The 23,554-nt window shown below is 62.4% G+C and carries 20 protein-coding genes; 8 read left to right on the top strand and 12 right to left on the bottom strand.

Features of this window, described 5'->3' with window-relative positions:
• Window positions 1–466: 466 nt before the first annotated feature.
• The 7 genes from C4J83_RS01110 to C4J83_RS01080 all read right to left on the bottom strand — a co-directional run bounded on the left by C4J83_RS01110 (window position 467) and on the right by C4J83_RS01080 (window position 6,500).
• Window positions 467–1,249 carry a MetQ/NlpA family ABC transporter substrate-binding protein gene (locus C4J83_RS01110; protein ID WP_119738235.1) on the bottom strand — a complete coding sequence of 261 codons (783 nt, stop codon included), beginning with the start codon at window positions 1,247–1,249 and terminating at the stop codon, window positions 467–469.
• Window positions 1,250–1,373: 124 nt separating this feature from the next.
• Window positions 1,374–2,315: a sigma 54-interacting transcriptional regulator gene (locus C4J83_RS01105; RefSeq protein WP_119738237.1), complete on the bottom strand. Its 942-nt coding sequence runs from the start codon at window positions 2,313–2,315 to the stop codon at window positions 1,374–1,376.
• A 49-nt stretch (window positions 2,316–2,364) separates the two neighbouring features.
• Window positions 2,365–2,946: an alpha/beta hydrolase gene (locus tag C4J83_RS01100; RefSeq protein ID WP_119738240.1), complete on the bottom strand. Its 582-nt coding sequence runs from the start codon at window positions 2,944–2,946 to the stop codon at window positions 2,365–2,367.
• A 307-nt stretch (window positions 2,947–3,253) separates the two neighbouring features.
• Window positions 3,254–3,655, bottom strand: coding sequence for an ExbD/TolR family protein (locus tag C4J83_RS01095; protein ID WP_124416160.1), 402 nt, complete (start codon window positions 3,653–3,655; stop codon window positions 3,254–3,256).
• A gap of 1 nt (window position 3,656) precedes the next feature.
• Window positions 3,657–4,379, bottom strand: a complete 723-nt coding sequence (locus tag C4J83_RS01090) for a MotA/TolQ/ExbB proton channel family protein (RefSeq protein WP_106577759.1) — start codon at window positions 4,377–4,379, stop codon at window positions 3,657–3,659.
• A 51-nt stretch (window positions 4,380–4,430) separates the two neighbouring features.
• Complete coding sequence (locus C4J83_RS01085) at window positions 4,431–5,252, bottom strand: energy transducer TonB (protein WP_124416159.1); 822 nt, start codon at window positions 5,250–5,252, stop codon at window positions 4,431–4,433.
• Window positions 5,253–5,648: 396 nt separating this feature from the next.
• The gene (locus C4J83_RS01080; protein WP_106577373.1) at window positions 5,649–6,500 is read right to left on the bottom strand and encodes a LysR family transcriptional regulator; all 852 of its coding nucleotides are present in this window, start codon (window positions 6,498–6,500) and stop codon (window positions 5,649–5,651) included.
• A gap of 110 nt (window positions 6,501–6,610) precedes the next feature.
• Between C4J83_RS01080 and C4J83_RS01075 the strand changes: the two genes are divergently transcribed.
• Window positions 6,611–7,810 carry a CynX/NimT family MFS transporter gene (locus C4J83_RS01075; RefSeq protein WP_124416158.1) on the top strand — a complete coding sequence of 400 codons (1,200 nt, stop codon included), beginning with the start codon at window positions 6,611–6,613 and terminating at the stop codon, window positions 7,808–7,810.
• Here the strand turns inward: C4J83_RS01075 and C4J83_RS01070 are convergent.
• Entirely contained in the window at window positions 7,781–10,072 is a 2,292-nt protein-coding gene (locus C4J83_RS01070) for a TonB-dependent receptor (protein ID WP_372239310.1), read from the bottom strand. The genes C4J83_RS01075 and C4J83_RS01070 overlap by 30 nt on opposite strands.
• A gap of 179 nt (window positions 10,073–10,251) precedes the next feature.
• On the opposite strand from C4J83_RS01070, the gene C4J83_RS01065 reads away from it, so the two are divergent.
• A complete protein-coding gene (locus C4J83_RS01065; RefSeq protein ID WP_124416156.1) occupies window positions 10,252–11,196 on the top strand; it encodes a LysR family transcriptional regulator in 945 nt (314 codons plus the stop codon).
• 189 nt (window positions 11,197–11,385) lie between these two features.
• Window positions 11,386–12,993: an alkaline phosphatase family protein gene (locus C4J83_RS01060; protein ID WP_124416155.1), complete on the top strand. Its 1,608-nt coding sequence runs from the start codon at window positions 11,386–11,388 to the stop codon at window positions 12,991–12,993.
• A 125-nt stretch (window positions 12,994–13,118) separates the two neighbouring features.
• Here the strand turns inward: C4J83_RS01060 and C4J83_RS01055 are convergent, their stop codons facing one another.
• Entirely contained in the window at window positions 13,119–14,024 is a 906-nt protein-coding gene (locus C4J83_RS01055; protein ID WP_106577368.1) for a TauD/TfdA dioxygenase family protein, read from the bottom strand.
• A 182-nt stretch (window positions 14,025–14,206) separates the two neighbouring features.
• On the opposite strand from C4J83_RS01055, the gene C4J83_RS01050 reads away from it, so the two are divergent.
• Window positions 14,207–15,127, top strand: coding sequence for a LysR family transcriptional regulator (locus tag C4J83_RS01050; RefSeq protein WP_106577367.1), 921 nt, complete (start codon window positions 14,207–14,209; stop codon window positions 15,125–15,127).
• A 97-nt stretch (window positions 15,128–15,224) separates the two neighbouring features.
• Here C4J83_RS01050 and C4J83_RS01045 read toward each other — a convergent pair whose 3' ends face one another.
• Window positions 15,225–16,226: an ABC transporter substrate-binding protein gene (locus C4J83_RS01045; protein WP_124416154.1), complete on the bottom strand. Its 1,002-nt coding sequence runs from the start codon at window positions 16,224–16,226 to the stop codon at window positions 15,225–15,227.
• Window positions 16,227–16,514: 288 nt separating this feature from the next.
• Between C4J83_RS01045 and C4J83_RS01040 the strand changes: the two genes are divergently transcribed.
• From C4J83_RS01040 to C4J83_RS01030, 3 genes are read left to right on the top strand one after another with little or no spacing between them, the layout of a single operon-like run.
• Window positions 16,515–18,113 carry an ABC transporter permease gene (locus C4J83_RS01040; protein ID WP_124416153.1) on the top strand — a complete coding sequence of 533 codons (1,599 nt, stop codon included), beginning with the start codon at window positions 16,515–16,517 and terminating at the stop codon, window positions 18,111–18,113.
• Window positions 18,110–18,925, top strand: coding sequence for an ABC transporter ATP-binding protein (locus C4J83_RS01035; protein ID WP_106577364.1), 816 nt, complete (start codon window positions 18,110–18,112; stop codon window positions 18,923–18,925). Before C4J83_RS01040 ends, C4J83_RS01035 begins: the two co-directional genes overlap by 4 nt.
• Window positions 18,926–18,939: 14 nt before the next feature.
• On the top strand, window positions 18,940–20,550 hold the full coding sequence (locus C4J83_RS01030; RefSeq protein ID WP_124416152.1) for an arylsulfatase: 1,611 nt from the start codon (window positions 18,940–18,942) through the stop codon (window positions 20,548–20,550).
• On the opposite strand, the gene C4J83_RS01025 is transcribed toward C4J83_RS01030, so the two are convergent.
• Window positions 20,522–21,601 (bottom strand): fatty acid desaturase, encoded by a 1,080-nt coding sequence (locus C4J83_RS01025; protein WP_124416151.1) that lies wholly within the window; start codon window positions 21,599–21,601, stop codon window positions 20,522–20,524. The two genes, C4J83_RS01030 and C4J83_RS01025, sit on opposite strands and share 29 nt — an antisense overlap.
• 101 nt (window positions 21,602–21,702) lie before the next feature.
• Here C4J83_RS01025 and C4J83_RS01020 point away from each other — a divergent pair, with 101 nt between their 5' ends.
• Window positions 21,703–22,707, top strand: coding sequence for an AraC family transcriptional regulator (locus tag C4J83_RS01020; RefSeq protein WP_106577361.1), 1,005 nt, complete (start codon window positions 21,703–21,705; stop codon window positions 22,705–22,707).
• A gap of 458 nt (window positions 22,708–23,165) precedes the next feature.
• Here the strand turns inward: C4J83_RS01020 and C4J83_RS01015 are convergent, their stop codons facing one another.
• The gene (locus tag C4J83_RS01015; RefSeq protein ID WP_119738264.1) at window positions 23,166–23,531 is read right to left on the bottom strand and encodes a response regulator; all 366 of its coding nucleotides are present in this window, start codon (window positions 23,529–23,531) and stop codon (window positions 23,166–23,168) included.
• Window positions 23,532–23,554 lie beyond the last annotated feature (23 nt).

Raw genomic sequence — 23,554 nt, 5'->3', positions numbered from 1 at the left:
GTAATGCAGCGGGCGCAGTCCGGTCCGGCGTGGGTAACGCCGGGTAGCGCGAACTCTAAAGGTATAAAAAGCAAAATTTAAATACCCAAATAGCATATTGATATCACCCAAAAAGATAACCGCCGGATTCGCGGGTTGTCCGGGTGACGGCTATGGTTGGGGGGTCTGAGATTCGAGGGATTGAACCATGAACGAAGCGAAACCGATTGATCCGCAGGAGCTGGTGAAGTGGTTGATGGCGTTGCGCCGGGCGATCAACACACAAAACAGGTAAGCCTGCGTCAATCAGATGTGGGAGGGGGCTTGCCCCCGATAGCGGTATGTCAGCCACAGATGCATTGACTGAACCCCTGATATCGGGGGCAAGCCCCCCACATTTTTATTGCATTCCAAACTCCAGGCATAAAAAAACGCCGACGCTATGTGAGCCGTCGGCGTTCAAACCTTGAAGGGGGTTTTGTTTACATCAGAACGCAGGCACTACCGCGCCTTTGTACTTGGAATCGATGAACGCTTTGACTTCAGGGCTGGTCAGGGCCTTGGCCAGCTTCTGGATAGCGTCACTGTCCTTGTTGTCCGGGCGTGCCACCAGGAAGTTCACGTACGGCGACTTGGCGTCTTCGATGATCAGTGCGTCTTTGGCTGGGTTCAGGCCAGCTTCCAGCGCGTAGTTGGTGTTGATCAAGTCCAGGTCAACCTGGTCCAGCACGCGTGGCAGCAGCGCCGATTCCAGCTCTTTGAATTTCAGGTGTTTCGGGTTGCTGGCGATGTCTTTCGGCGTGGCCAGGGCGTTGCTTGGGTCTTTGAGGGTGATCACACCGGCTTTCTGCAGCAGCAACAGGGCGCGGCCGCTGTTGGAGCCTTCGTTCGGGATGGCCACGGTGGCGCCGTCCTTCAACTCAGAAATGTTCTTGATCTTTTTCGAGTAACCGCCGAAAGGCTCAACGTGCACACCGATCACAGTGACCAGGTTGGTGCCCTTGCCCTTGTTGAAGTTTTCCAGGTACGGCAGGGTCTGGAAGTAGTTGGCGTCCAGACGCTTCTCGGCCACTTGCACGTTAGGTTGCACGTAGTCGGTGAATACTTTGATCTCCAGGTCCACGCCTTCTTTGGCCAGGGTCGGTTTGACCAGCTCAAGGATCTCGGCGTGCGGGATCGGCGTGGCGGCAACCACCAGTTTCTCGTTCGCCTGGGCGAAGCTTGCAGTCAGGGCAGCCGCCAGTGCGGTAAACAACAGAACCTTTTTCATGCAGTGTCCTTATCGAAATTCCGGGGCGTCTCTGACGACCGTTTTTATGGTGTGCCAGCGAAGTGCTATCGCGGCGTGGAGTGGACAATACCTAGATTTTTTATTCCCGAACAATATCTTTTATTCACTTTGATATTCCATTTTGCTCATGTAGCTGCTGTTCATTTAGAAAGCCGAGCAAGGCTTGCCGCTCGGCAGCGCTGGCACTCGCGAAGATCCGCTGCACCTGTTCCAGTGGCGAGCCCGCCACCGGCAGGTTGAGATGTTCGGGCAAAATCTCATCACCACTGCTCACCAGCAGCGCAAAGTGAATAACGTTTTCCAGTTCGCGGGTATTGCCCGGCCAGCTGTGGAGTTCCAACACACGCTGGGCGGCATCACTGATCAGCGGCACCGGCAGGTCCAGGCGCTGGCTGTAGATGCCGAGAAAATACTCGGCCAGGGACAGGATGTCGCCGACCCGCTCACGCAAAGCCGGCAGGTCGAGCCGGCCTTCACTCAAGTAATGGAACAGGCGCTCATGAAACTTGCCCGCCGCCACCGCCTGGGCCAGGTCGATGCTGGTCGCCGCCACCAGGCGCACATCCACCGGGCTGGGCTGGTGGGCTCCGACGCGGGTGACTTCGTGATTCTCCAGGGCGGCGAGCAATTTCACCTGGATCGGCAACGGCAAGTCGCCGATCTCATCCAGGTACAAGGTGCCGCCGTTGGCCGACCCGAACCACCCGGCCCGGCTGCTCGCCGCGCCGCTGTGGCTGCCGGCCGCGTAGCCAAACAGTTCGGCATCGGCGTAAGTGGGGCTGATCGCGCCGCAGTTGACCGAGACAAACAACCCGGTGCGGTCGCTGCCACGGTGGATATGCCGCGCCAGCAGTTCCTTGCCGCTGCCGGTCTCACCGCGAATCAACACCGGCAAGGCGCGCGGCGCCAGGCTTTCCAGGTCTTCACGCAATTGGCGCGAGCGCGGGTCGACAAACACCAGGGCCTTGGCACGGATGCTCAGCGGGCTTTTTTCGGCGTCGGGGAAGGTCAGCAAGGGCTGGCCGTAGGTTTCATGCAGACTCATGGCAGGCTCCCGCCCCAAATCCACTCAGGGACGGGGCGTTGAAAAATGTTCAGGCAGTACGCCGGGCGTGGTGCTCAAGGCGATTTTGCAGGCGATAGAGGTAGGCGAAGCCCTGCTCCCAGCGCTGGTGGCCGGACTTCACATTGATATGGCCGGCGCCGGACAGAATCCCGGCCTCGGCGCCCCAATTGCGCGCCAGTTCCAGGGCCCGCGGGGCGCTGACGGCGCTGTCGTTGTCGGAGCTGACCACTTGGCTGGGAAACGGCAGCAGGTCGCTCGGGATCGGTGCGAAGTTGCGCAAGGCCGGTGAGCAGGCCGGGCGTTCGACATCCGCCGGAGCCACCAGCAAAGCGCCGCGAACCTGACGCAGAAAGTGCACCGGCGCAGTGGCGGCCCAATGCGCGACGGTGATGCAACCCAGGCTATGGGCGATCAGAATCACCGGCGTGCTGTCGGCGGCGATGGCCTCGGCGAGTGCGGCCACCCAGTCTTCGCGACGCGGCGTCAGCCAATCGGCCTGCTCCACCCGCGCGCTGTTGGGCAGGCTGTTCTGCCAATGGGTTTGCCAATGATCTTCTGGCGATCCTTGCCAGCCCGGCACGATCAGATAACGAATCGACTCGCTGTGCATGGGTGTGCCCTCCTGCAGCGTTTAACGTTGCTGACCAGTATAGGGACGGGGGTTATATTCGTTAAGGAATAAGAAGCTATTTATTAATAACCAAAAACTCAAAGACGCAGAAGATCAAAAGGTGGGAGCGGGCTTGCTCGCGAAGGCGGTATATCAATCAGCGCATCTGCTACTGACCCACCGTATTCGCGAGCAAGCCCGCTCCCACATAGACCTCATTTCGCATCGAGCTTCAGCGGAATTTCAGGCAAAAAAAAGGCCGCACCCTGCCAAGGAGACGGCCAAAAAATTGTCGAGGCATTTGAAACTAACGTGCAGTAATCACCGACAACTTGGTAATCCCCGCGCGTTCGATAGACGCCATGGCTCGCGCCACTTCGCCGTAGTTCACGCCATTGTCAGCCTGCAGTTGCACCCGCACATCGGGGTCCTTGGCCTTGGCCGCCTGCAGGTTGAACTCCAGCAGGTCCGGCTGGACTTCGTCCTTGTTGATAAACAGTTTGCCGGCGCCGTCGATACTCACCACCAGCGGGTCTTTCTGCTCAACCGGCGCCACGGCTTCGGTCTTGGGCAGGTTGATCGGGATCGCGTTGGTCAACAGCGGCGCAGTGACGATAAACACCACCAGCAACACCAGCATCACGTCCACCAGCGGCGTCACGTTGATCTCGCTCAGCACCTCGTCACTGTCTTGCGTGGAAAAGGCCATCTCAGGACGCCTCCTTCACTTTCTGCGGGTTACCGGCTGCGTTCTTGGTCAGCGCAGGGTGCAACAGCACGCGGAAAGAGTTCTTCTGCGCCAGGCTGTAGAAGTCGTGGGCAAAGTCGTCAAGGTCAGCAGCCGTCAGCTTCAAACGACGCAGGAAATAGTTGTAGACCAGCACCGCCGGCACCGCGACGGCGATACCGACACCGGTGGCCACCAGCGCCGCACCAATCGGGCCGGCCACGGTTTCCAGGCTGGCGGAGCCGGCGGCGCTGATGCCTTTCAACGCTTCCATGATCCCCCACACGGTGCCGAACAGGCCGATAAACGGCGAGGTGCTGCCGATACTGGCGACCACGGCCAGGCCGGTTTCCAGCGAGCGACGCTCACGCACGATCTGCTGACGCAGGGCGCGTTCGAGGCGGTCCTGATGGTTGATGGCCTGGCTCAGGTCCGCAGCGTGCGGCGCGTCACCCACCTGGATCGCGGCATAACCGGCCTGGGCCACACGCGCTGCGGCGCCGGGCTGGGTGTCGGCCAGTTCGGCGGCCGAGTCGAGACTCGACGCCGCCCAGAACTGTTTGTGGAATTTGCGATCCTGGGCCTTGAGGCGACCGAACTGCACGCCCTTGAGCAAGGCGAAACCCCAGGTGGCGACTGAAAAGGCCACCAGCAGCCAGATCACCGCGCTTTCGATGGATTCAAGTGGAGATGCTAATGCCATGATGTTTTCCCTCTGTGCAGGTCGCGACGTGTCCAACACACCGCTGCCGAATAGTTAGTGAATCTTGAAATCGATCGGTACGCTGACCCAGCCGTCCTGGGCCACATCGCCCTGCTTGGCCGGCACGAAGCTCCAACGCTTCACCGCGGTCAGTGCGGCGTCATCGAGCTGCTGACGGCCGCTGCTTTTCTGGATCTGGATCTCGCCCGGCTTGCCGCTGGCCAACACATGCACCCTGAGCAACACCGTGCCTTCCCAACCGCGACGCTGGGCCAGTGACGGGTACTCCGGCGCCGGGTTCTTCAGGTACGCGGCGTTTGCCGAAGCGGGTGTCACCGGTGCCGGCGACGGTGGCGCGGCTGGCGTGGGCGGTGCAGGTGGCGCCGGCGTCGGTGGCGCGGGCGGCTGCTCGACCGGTTTCGGTGCAGGCTTGGGCTCGGGCTTGGGCACCGGCTTGGGTTTAGGCTTGGGAATCGGTTTTGGCGGCGCCGGCTTGGCGGCCAATTCATCCACAACCGGCGGCGGTGGCTCGACCACAGGCGGCGGTGGCGGTGGCGGCACGGGCGGTGGTGGTTCAACCACCGGCGGCGCCGGCTGGGAAAATTCGATCGTCATCGGCGGGATTTCCGGCGGCACAATCGGCAACACCGGCGTCGGCTTCTGGCTCACCCAATAGATCACCGCGCCGTGCAGCGCCAACACCAGTAAGCCGAGCAGAAGCCCTTCGCGACGGCTCGAGAAGCGCTTCGGGGTTTTCTGCAAACGCAATTGCCCCAACGGCGCGCGATGCGGCCGGCCAAGGTCGACCAACTCACCACCCGGTGCCTGGCGCCATTGCGCCTCGGGTGCACTGGCGGCGGTCTGGACATTGCCCATTGATTCACTCCCTACGGTTTTCACACAAAAAAACCGACAGGCCTGCCTTGGCGGCCGTCGAGGGCTGAATCATCGGGGCCAGACGCTTATCTCTTAAAGTAATCTTTAAAGTTATACATAGATCTAAATTGAATATGAGAAACATCCTGAAACGCCAAAGCCACGGCCTGCGCGGCCTGTGGCGAAGGCGCGGTTTTTCGATGCATTTCAGGCATAAAAAATATTCAGTAAAGGCATCGAACGCGGCGGGTGGGCTTGCCCCGCGCGGGGTTGCGCAGCAGACCCGCCGGGAAACAACGCGGTGTCAGGTAGACCGGTTGGGCAGGTTTTGAGGCGGCTACACAGCCCAACGCGGGGCAAGGCCGCTCGCCACGAACATGGCGCTCAGCGACTGCTTTACGCTGGGCTGTTGGCGCATAACGCGAGCAATTGACGTTGCAACGTCTGCCCGGCTGCGCCCAACCCGCTGCGGCCATATAACGCCAGGCGCACGCCTTGCACCGCGGGCAAACCACTGTCCTCGCCGAGCACCACGTGCCCCGGTTGCACTACCCGGCGTGGTAACAGGCTGATACCGAGCCCCGCCGCCACTGCCGAACACACACTGGCCAGGCCGGCGCTGGAATAGCCGATGCGCCAGCGCCAGCCGCCCACTTCCAGGTGATGCAGCATTTCATTGCGGTACAACCCACCCACCGGAAACGCCACCAAGGGCAACGGGTCGCGGCCCAGCGACGGCATGCTGCGGCTGTCGACCCAGCACAGGGGCTCCGGCCACGACGCCAGGCAGTCGTCGCTGGCACCCATTTGCTTGACCAGCAACACGTCGAACTCACCTGCACGGTATTGACGCTGCAGCTCCGGGCCGAGGCCGCTGGTGACTTCCAGGCGCACGCGCGGATAGGCCACCACAAACGACGACAGCAACGGCATCAGCCGTTCAGCGGCAAAGTCCTCTGGCACCCCCAGGCGCAGCACGCCGTCGCTTTGCTGAGTGATCAGCACGTCGGCAGCCTCCTCATGCAGCGCGAGGATGCGCCGCGCGTACGCCAGCAAGCGCTCACCCTCGGCGGTGGCCACCACGCGGCGCTGATCGCGGTCGAGTAACTGGCACGCCACGGCCTCTTCCAGGCGGCGGATCTGCTGGCTCACGGTGGACTGGGTCACGTGCAGGCGCTCGGCGGCGCGGGTGAAATTGCCGCAATCCACCACGGCGACAAAACTGCGTAACAACACGGGGTCGAACATGGCGCTTCACCATTGCGTTTGCCACTGATTGGCATGGTTATATTTAATTTCAGAATACCTCGCGAGCTGCCCATACTTCCTGCCTCTTTTGCACACCGGAAAGGTCCTGCATGCCGCTCAACCCTTCATTCATGAGCAGACTCGCCGGTTGGGGCCTGCTGGTAGTGCTTGGCCTGAACCTACGGTCGATCCTCAGTTCCATCAGCCCGTTGCTTGGCGAGATTCGCCAGGCCACGGGCCTGAGTTTCCAGAGCAGCGCCCTGCTCACCAGCCTGCCGGTGGTGTGCATGGGCCTGGTGGCGCTGGTCGGCGTGCGCGTCGAGGCGCGACTGGGCGAGCGGCGCGGTATTGCCCTGGGCTTGATGATGATTCTGCTGGCGTGCCTGGCGCGCTGGTTGATGGGCCAGGCGTCGGCGTTACTGGTCACGGCCTTGCTCGGCGGCGCCGGTGTGGCGCTGATCCAGGCGTTGGTACCGGCGATGATCAAGCGTGAATTCCATCACCGTGTGCCGGTGGCGATGGGCGTGTATTCGGCCTCGTTGATGGCCGGTGGCGGGCTGGCCGCGCTGCTTAGCCCGGTGGTAGCCACGCACTTCCAGCAATGGCAGGCGGGGTTGGGCGTGTGGCTGCTGCCGGCGCTGGGGGCGTTGCTGTTGTGGGCGTGTTTGCCGTTGGGTGCGCCGCGCAATCCTCACATGGCCCCCACGTTCAAAGGCCTGCGCAATCGTCGCGCGTGGCTGCTGGCGCTGTATTTCGGTTTGGTGAACTGCGGCTACATGAGCATGGTGGCGTGGCTGCCTGCGTACTATCAGCAACTGGGCTGGGGCGTGTTGCCGAGCGGTTCGCTGCTGGCCTTCATGACCATCTTCCAGGTGATCGCCGCGCTGTTGATGCCGGTGCTGGCGCAACGCGGAGTCGACCGTCGTCCGCTGCTGGGCATCAGCCTGTTGGCGCAAACCATCGGCTACCTCGGCCTGATCATCGCGCCGCTGGACTATCCGCACCTGTGGGTGGCGCTGTGCGGCTTCGGCCTGGGCGCGTGTTTCGCCCTGAGCCTGCTGCTGACCCTCGACCATCACCGCGACCCACGCCAAGCCGGGCAACTGGCCGCCTTCGTGCAAGGCGTGGGCTTTCTGATCAACGCGATTTCACCATGGCTGACCGGCTGGCTGCGCCAACTCACCGGCGGCTTTGTCAGCGCCTGGGTGGTGCTGACGGTGACCGCGGTGGCGATGCTGCTGGTGACACGGGTGTTCAGCCCGGCCACCTATCGCGGCGCATCAGAAGTCGTAGCGCCCAGTCACGCCTAACGTGCGCGGTGTGCCCAGCAGGCCTTCGTAGCCGCCGTTGCCGCCGGTCCACAGGGTGGTGTAGTAGGTTTTGTCGAAGGCGTTTTTCAGCCACAACGACACGTCCCACTGCCCTTGCTGATAGTTGCCGCGCAGGCCGGTGGAGAGGTTCACCACGGCATAGGCGGGGATTTGCCCGTAGTCGGAATCCTCGACGGTGCCCACTGCTTTGGAGCGGAATGCGTAGCTGGCAGTCACGTAGGGTTCGAAGCCGTTATCCAGGTTCCACTTGTACTCACCGTTGGCGTTGGCGATCCACTTGGACGCGCCGACCACCTGGTGGCCCGTCAGGTCGCAGGACGCCGGCGCACCGGGGCGCAGGCTGACTTCCGGTGGGCACGGCGCATCCTTGTAAGACAGGTAACTCACATCGTTGAACGAGCCGTTGAGGTTCAGCGTCAGGCCCTTGAGCGGCACCAGCGTGCTTTCCACTTCAACCCCGCGCGAGCGCACGGAGCCAGCGTTGGTGAGGTACTGCACGCGGTTGTCCTGGTCGTAGGCGTTAGTCTGGTAGCCGTTGACCTGAGTCCAGAACAGGTTGGCATTGAGCTGCAGGCGGCGGTCCCACAGCGTGCTCTTGAAGCCCAGCTCGGCGTTGTTGGCGCGCTCGGTGCCGATCAACAGTGAGTCGGCCCCGGCGGTCGGCGCGGAGCCCACAGCCAGGTTGACCCCACCGGACTTCTCGCCATGAGACAAGGTCGCGTAGCCCAGCAGGTTCTCATTGAAGTGATAGCTGAGGTTCAGCAGCCCGGACGGCGTTGCGCTGTACTGGCTGAGGTCGCCCGAGTCGTACACCCCGGCACGCCCGCGCCGCGCCGTGGCTGCGGCGCCGGTCACCGCCGCGCCCCCCACTGGCGCATTGCGCGTGACCCAGGCCCTTTTCTCTTCATAGGTGCCGCGCAGGCCGGCCGTGAAATCCAGGCGCTCGGTGAGGTGCCAGGTGCCTTGGGCGAACAGGGCAAAACTGTCGGTGCGGATATGCCCGTTGCCGACGCTGCTCACATTGTTCAACGCGCCGGTTGGCGTGCCGTTCCAGATATCCGCCTTGGGCCCGTAGTAGGCAAAGGATTTATTATCCAGCGAATTGCCGAAGTAATAAGCGCCCAGCACGTAGTCGAAGAAGCCACCGGTAGGCGAGGCCAGGCGGAATTCCTGGGACCACTGTTTATCTTCCACCGACACCCCGGCGTTATACGCCGCCGGGACATTGAGGCCGTCATCGTTGCGCGGGGTGAAATTCCACCAGCGATACGAGCTGACCGAGGTCAGGGTGAAGTCGCTGGGCAGGGTCCAGTTGGCCTCCGCAGACGTGCCGCCCTGGAACACGGTAACGTGCTGGTCGTTGTCCAGATTGACCTTGCGGTGAGTGCCATCCACCAGTGTCGCTCCCGCCGCCGTTGCCCGCGATTGATACAGGTTGGTGCCATTGATGGTCGGCCCGGTGCTGTACAGCACGCGGGTGCCGGCGCTGGAATCTTCTTCGTTGTAGTCGCCGATCCAGCGCAGGTTGAATGTCTCGCTGGGCTTGTACAGCAGCTGCCCGCGAAAGCCCTGGCGTGAGCCGCCGTTGAGGTCGTGGCCGTTGTATTCGTTCTTGATGTCGCCGTCGCTGCGCGTGCGATAAGCCGAAAAACGCCCGGCGAGGTTATCGGTGAGCGGGCCGGAAATAGTGCCCTTGGTCTGGAAATAACCGTCCTCGCCCAACGAGGTTTCGATGCTGCGTTCCGGGGTAAAACTTGGCGCGCGGGTGCTGATGTTGATCACGCCTGCGGTGGTGTTTTTGCCGAACAGCGTGCCTTGCGGGCCACGCAACACTTCAAGCTGTTCGATGTCCATCAAATCGAACACCGCCATGCCCGGTCGGCCGAGGTACACGTTGTCGATGTACAGCCCCACGCTGCCTTCCAGGCCGTCGCTGGCCGGGTTGTTGCCCAAGCCGCGAATCGACACGCTGGACTGGCGCGCATGCATGTAGGCAACGTTGACGCTGGGCACCAGTTGCTGCAAATCCTGAATCCGATAGACCCGCTGACTCTCCAGCGCCTGGCCGCCAATCACGCTCATGGGCGTGGGCACTTCCTGGGCGCTTTCGGTGCGCCGACGCGCGGTCACCGTGACCGTCTCAAGCTGGCCGCTGGCGTTTTCGCCCTTGCTTTCCGGCGCGGGCGTTTCGGCGGCCTGGGTCGGCGACCAACTGGTGCTGCCGGCCAGTAACATGGCCATCGGCAAGGACTTCAACAGACTCATAAGCGGCTCCGGACCCCGGAAATATCCCTTATCGAATATTCCATTAGGTTATTTATTTATGTTTTTACGAACATTTACTGCATAAGAGATAGCCTTTATAAGGAGTCGACCTAATGCATAGCCAATGCATTTCCCGGATATTTTTGATGTGAAAAATGCATATCGATCTGCGCCAACTTCGCCACTTCATCGCCCTCGCTGAACAGCGCAGTTTTGTCGCGGCAGCGTTGGCCGTGAACCTCTCGCAGTCGGCCTTCAGCCGCAGCATCCAGGCGCTGGAACACAGCGCTGGGTGCCAACTTGTGGACCGTGGCCGCAAGGACCTGGCGCCCACCAAGCAAGGCCAGGTGCTGCTCGAACATGCGCGTCGGCTGGTCAGCGGCGCGCAGCAACTGGCCAACGAGATCAGCCAGTTCAATGGCCTTGAGGCCGGTGAATTGCGCTTCGGCTGCGGCCCGGCACCGGCGGCCGGGTTGATCCCGCGCGCCATCGGCAGTTTTATCGGGCGTTACCCCAAGGCGCGCGTGCAGTTCCAGGTGGATGACTGGCAAAGCCTGAGCAAGCGCCTGCTCAGCGAAGAGTTCGAATTTTTCGTCGCCGATACCCGCCACTTCGAAGCCAACCCGGACTATCACACCCACCGCCTGCGCGCGCGGCGCTGGTATTTCTGCTGCCGCGCCGGGCACCCGTTGGCCACGCGCAGCAGCGTGAGCGCCGCCGAGCTGATGAGCTATCCACTGGCCGTGACCCTCCGCCCGCCGAACCTGCGCAAGGTCATTGTCGACCTCAGCGGCCGGCCGGATTACCTGCCCAATGTGGAATGCGAAAACGGCTACAGCCTGATGGGCGTGGTGCTGCGTTCGGACGCTATCGGCATCGTCAGCGCCAACAGCGATGTGCTGCACATGGCGCGGGGCGAGTTGGTGTGTTTGACGATTGATGGGCTGGCGGAAGACCTGGAGGAGCGATACACCCGCTATGGCATTGTCAGCCGCGCGGGGTATCGATTGTCGCCGCTGGCCGAAGCGATGATCGAGCAGATCAAGCAGATTGATGAGTTGGATGAGGATGTGTGTGCATTGGAGAATGTCGCTGTTTGAGTAAACGCCTTCGCGAGCGAGCCCGCTCCCACAGTTGAACGCATTCCAAATGTGGGAGCGGGCTTGCTCGCGAAGGCGTCAGCAGTAGCACCCATGCATTCGCTGCATAAAACCCAGTCCTCAAATGCACTTGCCAGTGCCCCTGCGAACAGCGAAAACCGTCACCTTTGTTCTGTTCGGTGAAGCCCCATGTCCCAACCCAACCCCGTGCGCAACGTGCTCTACATCATGTGCGACCAACTGCGCCGCGATTACCTGTCGTGCTACGGCCATGCGCATTTGCACACGCCGAATATCGACCGCCTCGCCGCTGCCGGCGTGCGCTTCAGCCGGGCCTACACCCAGGGCACCATTTGTGGGCCGTCGCGAATGTCGGCCTACACCGGACGCTATGTCAGCAGCCATCAGGTGGCGTGGAACGCGGTGCCGCTGCCGCTGGAAGAGCTGACGATTGGCGATTACCTGCGCCCCCATGGCATCCGCACCGCCCTGGTCGGCAAGACCCACGCCACGCCGAATCTGGACGCCCTGCAACGTCTGAATATCGACCCCGACAGCGCGCAGGCCGAGCCGCTGAATGAGGTCGGGTTTGACGCGTACATGCGCCACGACGGCATTTACCCTGACAGCCCACTGTTCGAGGACAAACGCGAGTCCGCCCCGTACACCCATTACCTGCGTGAACAAGGCTACGACGGCAGCAACCCGTGGCATGAATGGGCCAATGCCGCCGCCGGTGAAAACGGTGAAATCCTCAGCGGCTGGCACATGCGTCACTCAGGCAAGCCTGCGCGCGTGGCGCAGGAGCATTCGGAAACGGTCTACACCACCGACCGCGCCATCGACTTTATCGCCGAACAAGGCGAGCAGCCGTGGTGCCTGCACCTGTCCTACATCAAGCCGCACTGGCCCTATATCGCTGCGGCGCCGTACCACGCGCTGTATGGCGCCGAGCATGTCCAGGCGCCCATTCAACCTGAACACACCAGCGATCACCCGGTTTACCACGCCTTCCGCCAGCACCAGGAGAGCCTGAATTTCTCCCGTGATGAGGTGCGGCTGACGGTGATTCCGACCTACATGGGGCTGATCAAACAGGTCGACGATCAACTCGGGCGGCTGTTCGATTTTCTGCAAAGCAACGGCCGTTGGAACGACACGCTGATCGTGTTCACCAGCGACCACGGCGACTTCCTCGGCGACCACTTCCTCGGTGAAAAGGAGTTCTTGCTGGAGCCTGCGGTGGGCGTCCCGCTGATCGTGCGCGACCCGCGCGCCAGCGCCGACATCAGCCGTGGTTCAGTGGACGCACGCCTGGTGGAAACCATCGACGCCCTGCCGACCTTCCTCGACGCCCTGGGTTTGCCGGCGGCTGACCACCGCCTGGAGGGCCGTTCGCTGATCCCGCTGCTGCACGGCAAAGACATCACTTGGCGCAACTACGCCATCGCCGAATACGACTATGCGTTCCAGGCCCCGGCCCGCGAGCGTCTGGAACAGCCCATCGACCGTTGCCGCATGACCATGGTGCGCAGCGAGCGCTGGAAGTACCTGGCGTATGACGGCTTTCGCCCACAGCTGTTTGATCTTCACAATGACCCGCAGGAATTACACGACCTGGGTGCCGATCCGGCCTATGCGGCGGTGCGCGAAACGCACCTGGGCTATCTGTTCGAGTGGCTGCGCGGGTTAAAGCGGCGCACCACCATCAGCCACGCGGAGATTGATCAGCGTGGCCAAGGGTTTCGGTATGGTGAGCCGGAGGCGGAAAAAGTGGTGCAGATAGGCGTCTGGTAAACACCACACACCAATGTGGGAGCGGGCTTGCTCGCGAATGCAGCCTGTCAGTTGATACATACATCGACTGACACTGCGCATTCGCGAGCAAGCCCGCTCCCACATTTTTGATCGCCAAACTTAGCCTAGAGCCCCTTTGTTGTCTGGCTACGCTGCCCCTGCACACCCACCGGCACGTCGCCCTTGAGCGTTACCCGGCGCACGATGCGTTCCTGAGTGCCGTAGTCATCCACCGCGTAATGCTGGGTGGCGCGGTTGTCCCAGATCGCCACGTCGCCGGCGTTCCAGCGCCAGCGCACGGTGTTTTCCAGGCGGGTGACGTGGCTTTGCAGCAGATTGAACAGCTGCGTCGAGTCCGCCTGGGAATAGCCTTTGAGGCGCTTGACGAAGTGCCCCAGCAGCAAGGTTTTCTCGCCGCTGACCGGGTGCACGCGCACCACCGGGTGTTCGGTCTCGTACACCGTGGAGGTGAACACCTTGCGGTACTCCTCAAGCTTTTCGACCGATACATCCGGCTTGCGCCCGGCGTAGTCGTACTCGTTGCTGTGAATCGCCCACAGGGTGTCGGCGAGGGCGCGCAGCTCGACGCTGAGGTCGTTGTAGGCGCTGGACGTATTGGCCCACACGGTGTCGCCGCCGGATTTTGGCGCCAGCACCGACCGCAGGATCGAGGCTTTCGGGTAGGCGTCAACGAAGGTCACGTCAGTGTGCCAGGAGTTGGCGCGCTGGCCGCGCGTGCCATCCAGTTCCAGCAGGAACCGCGTGCCGTCGCGCACCGGCACGGTGGGGTGGGCAATCGGCTCACCGAGCAGGTGAGCGAAGGCTTCCTGGCTCTGGTCGTCGAGGTGGGTCTGCTCACGAAAGAAGATCACTTTGTACTGCACCAGCGCTTGCTGGATCGCGTCGACGGTGGCGGCATCCAGGTCACCGGACAGTTTGATGCCACGGATCTCGGCGCCGATGCGGCCAGCGACCGGGTGGATGTCCAGCGCCTGGGCGACGGGTTGAACAGCTAATGCGGCGTTGCTCATGGTGAAGACCCTCATGTGCCTGCTGATGGTGGGGATGCCTTCCGGCAACGCTCTATTGATATGCATTTTAGATCTAGCAAATCAATCAATGCTTCGTTGACGGAATAAGAGCTTGCATTTAAAACCTCAGCTCCCTCGGTCGCAAATGCCTTCGACCTATTTTTCAGATGCCGGGAAAGCATATGGATCTTCGCCAACTGCGCTACTTCATCGCCCTCAACGAACACCGCAGTTTCGTGCGTGCAGCGGACGCCATGGGCATCACCCAGCCCGCCTTCAGCCGCAGCATTCAAGGGCTGGAGCAAGAGTTCGGCTGTGTGCTGGTCGATCGCGGCAACAAGGATCTGCGCCCCACGCCCGAGGGCCAGGTGGTGCTGCAACACGCCTTGAGCCTGGTGCATGGCGCCGCCCTGCTGAGCAGTGAAGTGACGCGCATGACCAAACTCGACGCCGGTGACCTGCGCTTTGGCACCGGGCCGGCGCCGGCCGTGAAACTGGTGCCGGATGCGGTGGCGCGGTTTATCGGTGCGCACCCGAAAATCCGCACCAGCTTCCAGGTGGACAACTGGGAGAAACTCAGCCGCGCCCTGAGCCGTGAAGAGATCGAATTCTTTATCGCCGACATTCGCCAGTTCGAAGCCGACCCGAACTTCCAGACACGCGCACTGACGCCCAAGCGCGGGGTGTTTTTTTGCCGACCGGGGCATCCGTTATTGGCCAAGGACAGCTTGTCGACCAACGACATGTTCGACTACCCGCTGGCCTCACCGTTGATCTCCCAGGGCATCCGAAAATTGCTGGCGAACCTGAGTGGGCGCATGGACTTTTCACCGAGCATTCAGACCGAGCATTTCCCGGCGCTGGTGAAGATCGTGCTGCAGTCCGATGCGATTGGGGTGGGCACGGAAGAGGCGTTTGCCGAAGACATCGCCCAGGGCTCGCTGGTGCTGCTGCACTGGCGCAACCTGCCGCAGAACCTGGAGACCATGAGCGCGCGCTGCGGGATTGTCAGCCGCACCGGGTCGCGGTTGTCGCCGGCGGCGAAGGCGATGATCGAGACGCTGGTGGAGGTCGACAGGCAGCAGGTGAGTGTGGCGGTTTGAAGGCCTCATCGCGGGCAAGCCCGCTCGCCCAGTTGGAAGGCGTTCCCCTGTGGGAGCGGGCTGGTCCGCGATAGCGATAACCCAGCCACCACCAGGCTCAGCGCCCCGCCGCCGCCAGATTCGGCGCCACCCAATCGCCCACCTGAAACGGCTTGCGGATCAGCCGCTCTTTGGACGCCAAGTCCACCGCGTCCTGCAATTTGCCGAGGAACACCGGGTCCAGGGTCGAGGGGAAAATCTCGCTGAGTTTCTGGTCTTTCAGATCGTTGGTCAGGATCACCGGCGGGTAACTGGCCAGCCTCGACACCAGGTCGATGTAAGCCTGCTTGTTGTTGTCATCGGTCAACCACTGCACCGCCTGCTGCTGGGCCTTGAGCAAGGTGGCCACGGCTTGCGGGTGTTCATCCACAAACTTGGCACTGCCCACCAGCACCGCCTGCACGCTGCCGGCGCCACCGATGTCCTTGGTGGTCAGCGGTATCTCGGCCAGGCCCTTGGCTTGCAGCGCCGTGAGGCCTGAACCGCCCCAGGTGGCGTCAATCTGTTTGGCGGCCAGGGCGGCAATGGCGGCGCTGAAGTCCAGGTTGATGACTTTCAGGTCCTTCTCACTCAAACCCTGGCTGGCCAGCGCGGTGTCGAATGACAACTGGCTGGCCGTGCCGCGGAACACGGCGACGCGCTTGCCCTTGAGGTCTTGCAAGGTCTTGATGCCGGAGCCTGGCACCACGGCGAGGTAATGCTTGACGCCGCGCGCCGAGGCACTGAGCAAGCGCGTGTCCAGACCATTGGAGCGGCCGATGATCGCCGCCAGGTCGCCCAGGTAAGCCAGGTCCACCTGGCCATTGGCAAAGGCCTCATTAATCACCGGGCCTGCGCCCTTGAAATAATTCCATTGAATCTTGATGCCCTGGTCGGCAAAGGCCTTTTCAAAGATTTGCTGGCTTTGCAGTACATCGGTTACCCCGCCGCCGCTGTGCTGGCTGCCCGCACTGAGGTCGGGCACGGCGATGCGAATTTCCGTGAGATCGGCAGCCTGCACCAACCCGGCCAGGGCAGTGCCGGCGAACAGGCTGATCAGACGTTTGAAGGGCAGTTTCATAAGCGCAGCTCCTGGTGGGCGACGGTCGCCTGGGGAGCAGAAAGTAGGCACAGGCCGATCAAAACTTTAAATACTATAAATTCACAATTTAATAGCTTTTGGGACTATGCGAGCTAAAACGCAGGCTCCAGAGGGATATGCATAAACAGCATCGAAAATATTCTTCGAATGCATTGGATGCGTGTCGGACAGAGGCTTTAAATGATTTTTCTTATCTCACAATCATCTTGTTTGCATTTTTCTAAGATCGAAATCACATAACGCCCACGGCGACAACGGAGGTCCTCCATGGCCCGAATTTCACTTCTGAGCCTACCTCTGGCGGCCCCCGGCAAAGACGCCGCGCTGCGTTGGCCGAAGCTGAGCGACCGCCTCATACCTTGGCTGCTGCCGCTGGCACTGTTTGCGCTGTGGTGGCTGGCCAGCCGCAATCACTGGATGAGCCAGCAGATTCTGCCGCCGCCCTCGCTGGTCTGGAGCAGCGCAGTAGAACTGGCCGGCGGCGAGTTGTGGAGCCATCTGGCGATCAGCGTGCAGCGTTTGTTCTGGGGGCTGCTGGCCGGTGTCGGCGCAGGCGCGCTGCTGGGCGCGCTGTTGGGGTTCAGCGCCCGGGCGGAGCGCCTGATATTTCCAACCTTCAGCGCGTTGTCGCAAGTGCCGACCCTGGCATGGATTCCCCTGTTCATGGTGTTTTTCGGCATTGGCGAAACGCTGAAACTGGTGGTGCTGGTCAAGGCAATCGTCGTGCCCGTCACCCTGCATACCCTGGTCGGCGTGCGTGATGCCCAGCCAAACCTGCGCGAAGCCGCTCGCGTGCTGCGCCTGCCCCCGCACCTGTTGATCCGCCGCCTGATCCTGCCCGCCGCGCTGCCGGCATTCATGGCCGGTGTACGCCTGGCCCTGGCGGCGGGCTGGACGTCGTTGCTGGCGGTGGAGTTGTTGGCGTCCAGTGAAGGCATCGGCTACCTGATGGTCTGGGCGCGCCAGTTGTTCATGCTCGACATCGTGTTCGTGTGCATCGTGGTCATCGGCGTGCTGGGCGTGGTGATGGACCGTGGCATCGGCTGGCTGGATCGCAAATGGGTGCACTGGCCGCACCCGGCCACCGCGCAGATTCGTCGCGGGCCGCGCTATCAAGGCTGGCAGCGCCTGCAACCGTGGTTACTGCCGCTGCTGTTGGTCGCGTTGTGGCAGATGGCGACGCAGCATGGCTGGGTGGACGCCAATATTCTGGTCAGCCCATGGGCGGTGCTGCAAACCACTGGCGCCGGCGTGCTGGATGGCAGCCTGTCCGGTGCCCTGGTCAAAAGCCTGGGCCGCACACTGGGCGGCCTGCTGCTGGGCGGCGGCCTGGGCTTTGCCATGGGCCTGTGGCTGGGGCTGTCGCGGCGCAGTGAGCGCGTACTCGGCCCGACCTTGGCCGCGCTGCGCCAGATCGCGATTTTTGCCTGGGTGCCATTGCTCACCGCGTGGTTTGGCCTGGGCGAGTTGGCCAAGTCAGTATTTATCGCACTCGCCGCGTTTTTCCCGCTGTTTATCGCCACCCAACGCAGCGTGCTCAACCTGTCGCCGCAACTGCGCGAAGCGGCGCAAGTGCTGCGCCTGAACCTGTTCCAGCGCCTGCGCCGTCTGGTGTTGCCGGGCGCGGCGGCGGGGATTTTCGCCGGCCTGCGCCTGAGCCTGATCTACGCCTGGCTCGGCACCATCGGCGCGGAATACTTCATGCCGTCCAATGGCGGCATCGGCAGCCTGATGATCGGCGCCCAACAGCTGCTGCGCATGGACGTGATCATGGGCGGCATGCTGCTGGTCGGCCTTACCGGCGCCACGCTCAATTTTATCGGCCAACGCATCGAAACCCGCGCCACCCGCTGGAGACACGCATGAACGCACCTATCGTCCGCTTCAACCATGTGGGCAAGTCCTTCGACGTCGACGGCTTCGAGCTGGAGGCTATTCGCGAATTCAACCTGGAGATTGCCGAGGGCGAATTTGTCGCGATTGTCGGCTCCAGCGGCTGCGGCAAATCCACCCTGCTGCGCCTGTTGGTGGGGCTCGACACGCAGTTTCGCGGCGACATCCAGGTCGACGGCAAGGCCGTAAACGGCATCGGCGGCGAACGCGGCATTGTGTTCCAGGAGCACCGCCTGTTCCCCTGGCTGACCGTGGCGCAAAACATTGGCCTGGGCCTGGTCAACGAGCCGCTGAGCGAAGCCGAGCGCAACCGGCGCATCAGCGACTTTATCGAGCTGGTGGGCCTGAGCGACTTTACCCGCGCCTATCCCCATCAGCTGTCCGGCGGCATGGCCCAACGGGTGGCAATCGCCCGTGGCCTGGTCGCCAGCCCGCGCATCCTGCTGCTGGACGAGCCGTTCGGCGCCCTCGACGCGCTGACCCGCCAACAAATGCAGGACGAGCTGTTGGCGATCCGCGCGCGCGCCAAGATCACCACGGTGTTGGTGACCCACGACGTGGAAGAGGCGATTTTCCTCGCCGACCGCGTGGTGGTGATGGAGCCTAGGCCTGGGCGGATCAAGCAAATCGTCGATATCGCCCTGCCCCATCCGCGCCAGCGCAGCAGCTTCGAGTTCCACCAGCTGCGCGAAGAACTGCTGCATGAACTGATCAGCGATGACCACTATCAGCCGCCCGTGCGCGAACAGATTCGCGACCTGCCGCTGGCCTTTATTGCCTGCTGAAGAGGAGTGCCGTGATGCCGCAACGTCCCAATTTTCTCGTGATCCTGGCCGATGACATGGGTTTTTCCGACCTCGGTGCGTTCGGCGGGGAAATCTCTACGCCGCACCTGGATGCCCTGGCGCTCAAGGGTCTGCGCCTGACCGACTTCCACACCGCGCCGACCTGCTCCCCCACGCGTTCGATGCTGCTGACCGGCACCGACCATCACATCGCCGGCATCGGCACCATGGCCGAGGCGCTTACGCCGGAGCTGATCGGTAAACCGGGTTACGAGGGCTACCTCAACGACAGCGTCGTGGCGCTGCCGGAGCTGCTGCGCGAGGCCGGTTACCAGACCTTGATGAGCGGCAAATGGCACCTGGGCCTCACCGCCGAACGGGCGCCGCATGCGCGGGGTTTCGAGCGGTCGTTTTCACTGTTGCCCGGCGCGGCCAACCACTATGGTTTCGAGCCAACCTACGACGACGACACGCCAGGCCTGCTCAAATCCACCCCGGCGCTGTACATCGAGGACGACACCTTCGTCGAGCAACTGCCCGAGGGGTTCTATTCCTCCGATGCGTTTGGCGACAAGCTGCTGCAGTACCTCAAGGAGCGCGACCAGGCGCGGCCGTTCTTCGCTTACCTGCCGTTTTCGGCGCCACATTGGCCGTTGCAGGCGCCGGCAGACATTGTCGAAAAATACCGTGGCCGCTACGACGCCGGTCCCGAAGCGCTGCGCCTGGAACGCCTGGAAAAGCTCAAGGCGCTGGGGTTGATCGACGCCGATGTCGAGCCCCACCCGCTGATCGAGCTGAACACCCAATGGGCGGCCTTGAGCGATGAACAGCGCCAGCTGTCGGCCCGCGCGATGGAAGTGTATGCGGCGATGGTGGAGCGCATGGACTGGAACATCGGCCGGGTGGTGGAGTACCTGCGCCGCCAGGGGCAACTGGACAACACCTTCATCGTGTTCATGTCCGATAACGGCGCCGAGGGCGCGCTGCTGGAAGCTTTCCCCAAGTTCGGGCCGCAGCTGCTGACCTATCTCAACCAGCATTACGACAACAGCCTGGAGAACATCGGCCGCGCCAACTCTTACGTCTGGTACGGGCCGTCATGGGCGCAGGTGGCGACCGCGCCGTCGCGGCTGTTCAAGGCGTTTACCACCGAGGGCGGCATTCGGGTGCCGGCGCTGGTGCACTACCCGCCACTGGCGCTCAACGGGCGCATCAGCCATGGGTTTGGCACGGTGATGGATATTACGCCGACGATTCTGGACCTTGCCGGTGTACGCCACCCCGGCAAGCACTGGCGCGGCAAGCCGGTGGCGCCGTTGCGGGGCAAGTCGTGGCTGGGCTTTTTGTCCGGCGAGACCGCCCAGGTGCACGACGAACATACCGTCACCGGCTGGGAGCTGTTCGGCCGCCGCGCGATTCGCCAGGGCCAGTGGAAAGCCGTGTACATCCCAGGCCCGGTAGGGCCGGCGACGTGGCAACTGTATGACCTGGGCCAGGACCCCGGAGAAATCCATGATCTGGCTTCAAGCCACCCGGACAAACTCGACACCCTGATCGGCCACTGGCAGCAGTACGTGGACGAAACCGGCGTGGTGCTCAGCGCGTCGCCGTTTCAGCCGGATTGAGCCCGGCCTGTGTGCGGGCCTGCGGTTCCAGGCGGTTGGCCCGCGCGAAGGTACCGAAATCGTTGAAGCGCACGCCCATCTCGCGCATCACCTTGTGCGCCACGCTGGCAGTCATCTGGCGAATGTAAAACGGCTCTTTCACCACAAAATGGTGGATGCCATGGGTGCTGCCGAAGTTGAAGCAAAACGCCTGCAGCGGCCACATCCACCAAGGGTTCAGCACCTGGGTTTGCTGGATCACGTTGCCCAGCTCCACATCACCGTAGTAGTGCATGTTGGAGCTGACAAAGTGCAGGCAGAAGGTGCGCAGCACGTTGGGGCCGATGATCACCACAGCAGCGATGTCGATCACTTGCATCACCTGCAAGGTGCCGGCTGACCAGGCGATCGGCGAGCCCGTCAGGCTGGCGACACCATTGGCCGCATGAAAGCCCAAAAACACATACCACGCGCCCCAATGCAGCAGCGCCAAGGGCGCGTACACCAACAGCGAGCGCTTGAGGATGTTGAATGTGTGCTTCCAGGTCCGGGCGCGCAGCATGCGGATGAATGCCGACATGAGGTTGTCACCCACCATCAACAACCGCGCGAGGCCCCACGGTTCGCCATTGGTGATGGCGCGTTCTTCCATATCGGTCTCGGTGCCGGACACCTTGTGGTGATTGAGGTGCAAATGCCGGCGTATCCACGGGTTGATGGTGCTCGGCCGCGCCAGCCATACCAGGCCCATCATCAGGTTGTGGGGCAGACGTTGCTTGCGAAAGTACATGCTGTGGATCAGGTCATGTTCCAGCTCGTGGGTCAGCGAGGCGAGGAAGGCATTGAGCAGCAGGCAAACCCACCACGCCATGTGGCCGGTGATGTAGAGCGCCGCCGAGCCGAGCATGCCCAGCAAGGCAAACGCCAGAATGCCCGCGCCCAGGGCGTCCTGGTGCCGCAGCCACGGGTGCTGCTGGCGTAATCTGGCCCCTTCGGCGAGCACCACGTCACGGATATGCGCTGAACGCTGTTGTGCGTTCATCTGCTGGGGACTTGCAGAAGTACCGTCCATGCTTCCATCCTCTTGGTTATTGATCGATGCATCCTGGCCCAAGCGGTGCGCCAGGGCATCAGCCCCACACGCCAACCTGTTGACCGCAAGCGCCAATCGTCATGCCCGAAGCCACTTCCCTCGCCAGCTGGACCCGCGCCCTGCGCAAGCAGCTCGACGCCCTGGACCTCGACAGCGCCGCGCTGTGTGCGCAAGCCGGGCTCGACCCGCAGCAGATGGACGACCCCAACGCCCGCTATCCGTTGTCGGCCACCACGCGGTTATGGGCACTGGCCGTGCAGGCCAGCGGCGACCCGGCCATCGGCTTGCGGGTGTCGCGGTTTGTCAGCCCGACTACCTTTCATGCGCTGGGTTATGCGTTGGTGGCCAGCGGCAGCCTGCGCGAGGTGTTCGAGCGGATCGTGCGTTATCACCAGGTGGTCAGCGATGCGCTGACGCTGGAGCTTAGTCGAGAGGGCGAGCGCTATTGCTTTCGCCTGCTGCAACCCGCCGGCAGCCCGGCACCGGCGCTGGAAGCGATTGATGCGTTTGCAGCGATCTATGTGCGCACCTGCCGAAATCGGCTGGGCCGTGAATACGCGCCGCTGGCGGTATACCTGCAGCGCCCGGAGCCGGCCGACCCCACGCCGTGGCACACGGTGTTTCGCGCACCGGTGTTCTTTGGCGCCGAGGAAGACCGCCTGGAGTTTGCCGCGCGAGACTTCGACAGCCACTTGGATGACGCCAACCCGGAGTTGGCCGAACACAATGAAACCGTGCTCAAACGCACCCTCGCCCAGCTGCAACCGCTGACCTGGGAGCGCAAGGTGCGCGCGGCCATCGAGGCGCAATTGCCGGAGGGTGAGCCGAGTGCCGAACGGATCGCCCAGGCGTTGCATTTGAGTTTGCGCAGCTTGCAACGGCATCTGGCCGATGAGGGCTGCCGGTTTGACGCGTTGCTCAATGAGTGTCGGGAAAATCTCGCGCTGCTGCACTTGCGGGATCCGCAGTGTTCATTGGCCGAAATCAGCCATTTGCTTGGGTTTGCCGATACCAGCAGTTTCAATCGGGCGTTCAAGCGCTGGACGGGAATGACACCGGGGCAGTTTCGGGATGGGTTGCGCTAGGTCGGGCCTCTTCGGGGGCAAGCCCCCTCCCACATTTTGATATGTGAATGCAGCCAAAAGTGGGAGCGGGCTTGCCCGCGAAGGCGGTGGATCAGGCAATGAAAATCCTGGATCAATAAGCACCTTCGGGGGCAAGCCCCCTCCCACATTTTTGATGTGTGAATGCAGGCAAAAGTGGGAGCGGGCTTGCTCGCGAAGGCGGTGGATCAGACCATGCACATCCTGGATCAATCAGCGCCTTCCGGGGCAAGCCCCCTCCCACATTTTGATGTGTGAATGCAGGCAAAGCTGGGAGCGGGCTTGCCCGCGAAGGCGGTGGATCAGGCCATGCAATCCTGGCTCAATCAGCGCCTTCGGGGGCAAGCCCCCCTCCCACATTTTCATGTGTGAATGCAGGCAAGGGTGGGAGCGGGCTTGCCCGCAAAGGCGGTGGATCCGGCCATGCAATCCTGGCTCAATCAGCGCCCACGATCGCGGCGCAGTAACTTTCTTGCCCGCGCCGCCAGCGCCTTGGCATCAAACGGCTTGAGCAAATAATCATCTTCATGCAATTCCAACCCGCGCAGCCGGTCTTCAATCCCGCCCGGCGTGGTCAGGAACAACACCGGCGTCTCGCCCTTCAACCGAATAGCCTGCTGCAACTTCCAGGCGTTCAAGCCCGGCAACATCACATCCAGAATCACCAGCTCGTACTCGGTACTCTCCACGAAGCGCAAGGCCGCCATGCCATTGGCTGCGACCTCCACGGTGTAGCCGGCCTCGTTCAAACCTCGGGCCATCCGCTGTGCCTCTTCGGTTTCATGTTCCACTAACAGCACGCGCATAACACACCTCGATTGATCAGGCT

This window comes from Pseudomonas sp. LBUM920 (genome assembly GCF_003852315.1).
Taxonomy (GTDB): Bacteria; Pseudomonadota; Gammaproteobacteria; order Pseudomonadales; family Pseudomonadaceae; genus Aquipseudomonas.
This window is presented reverse-complemented; position numbering and strand designations above follow the sequence as displayed.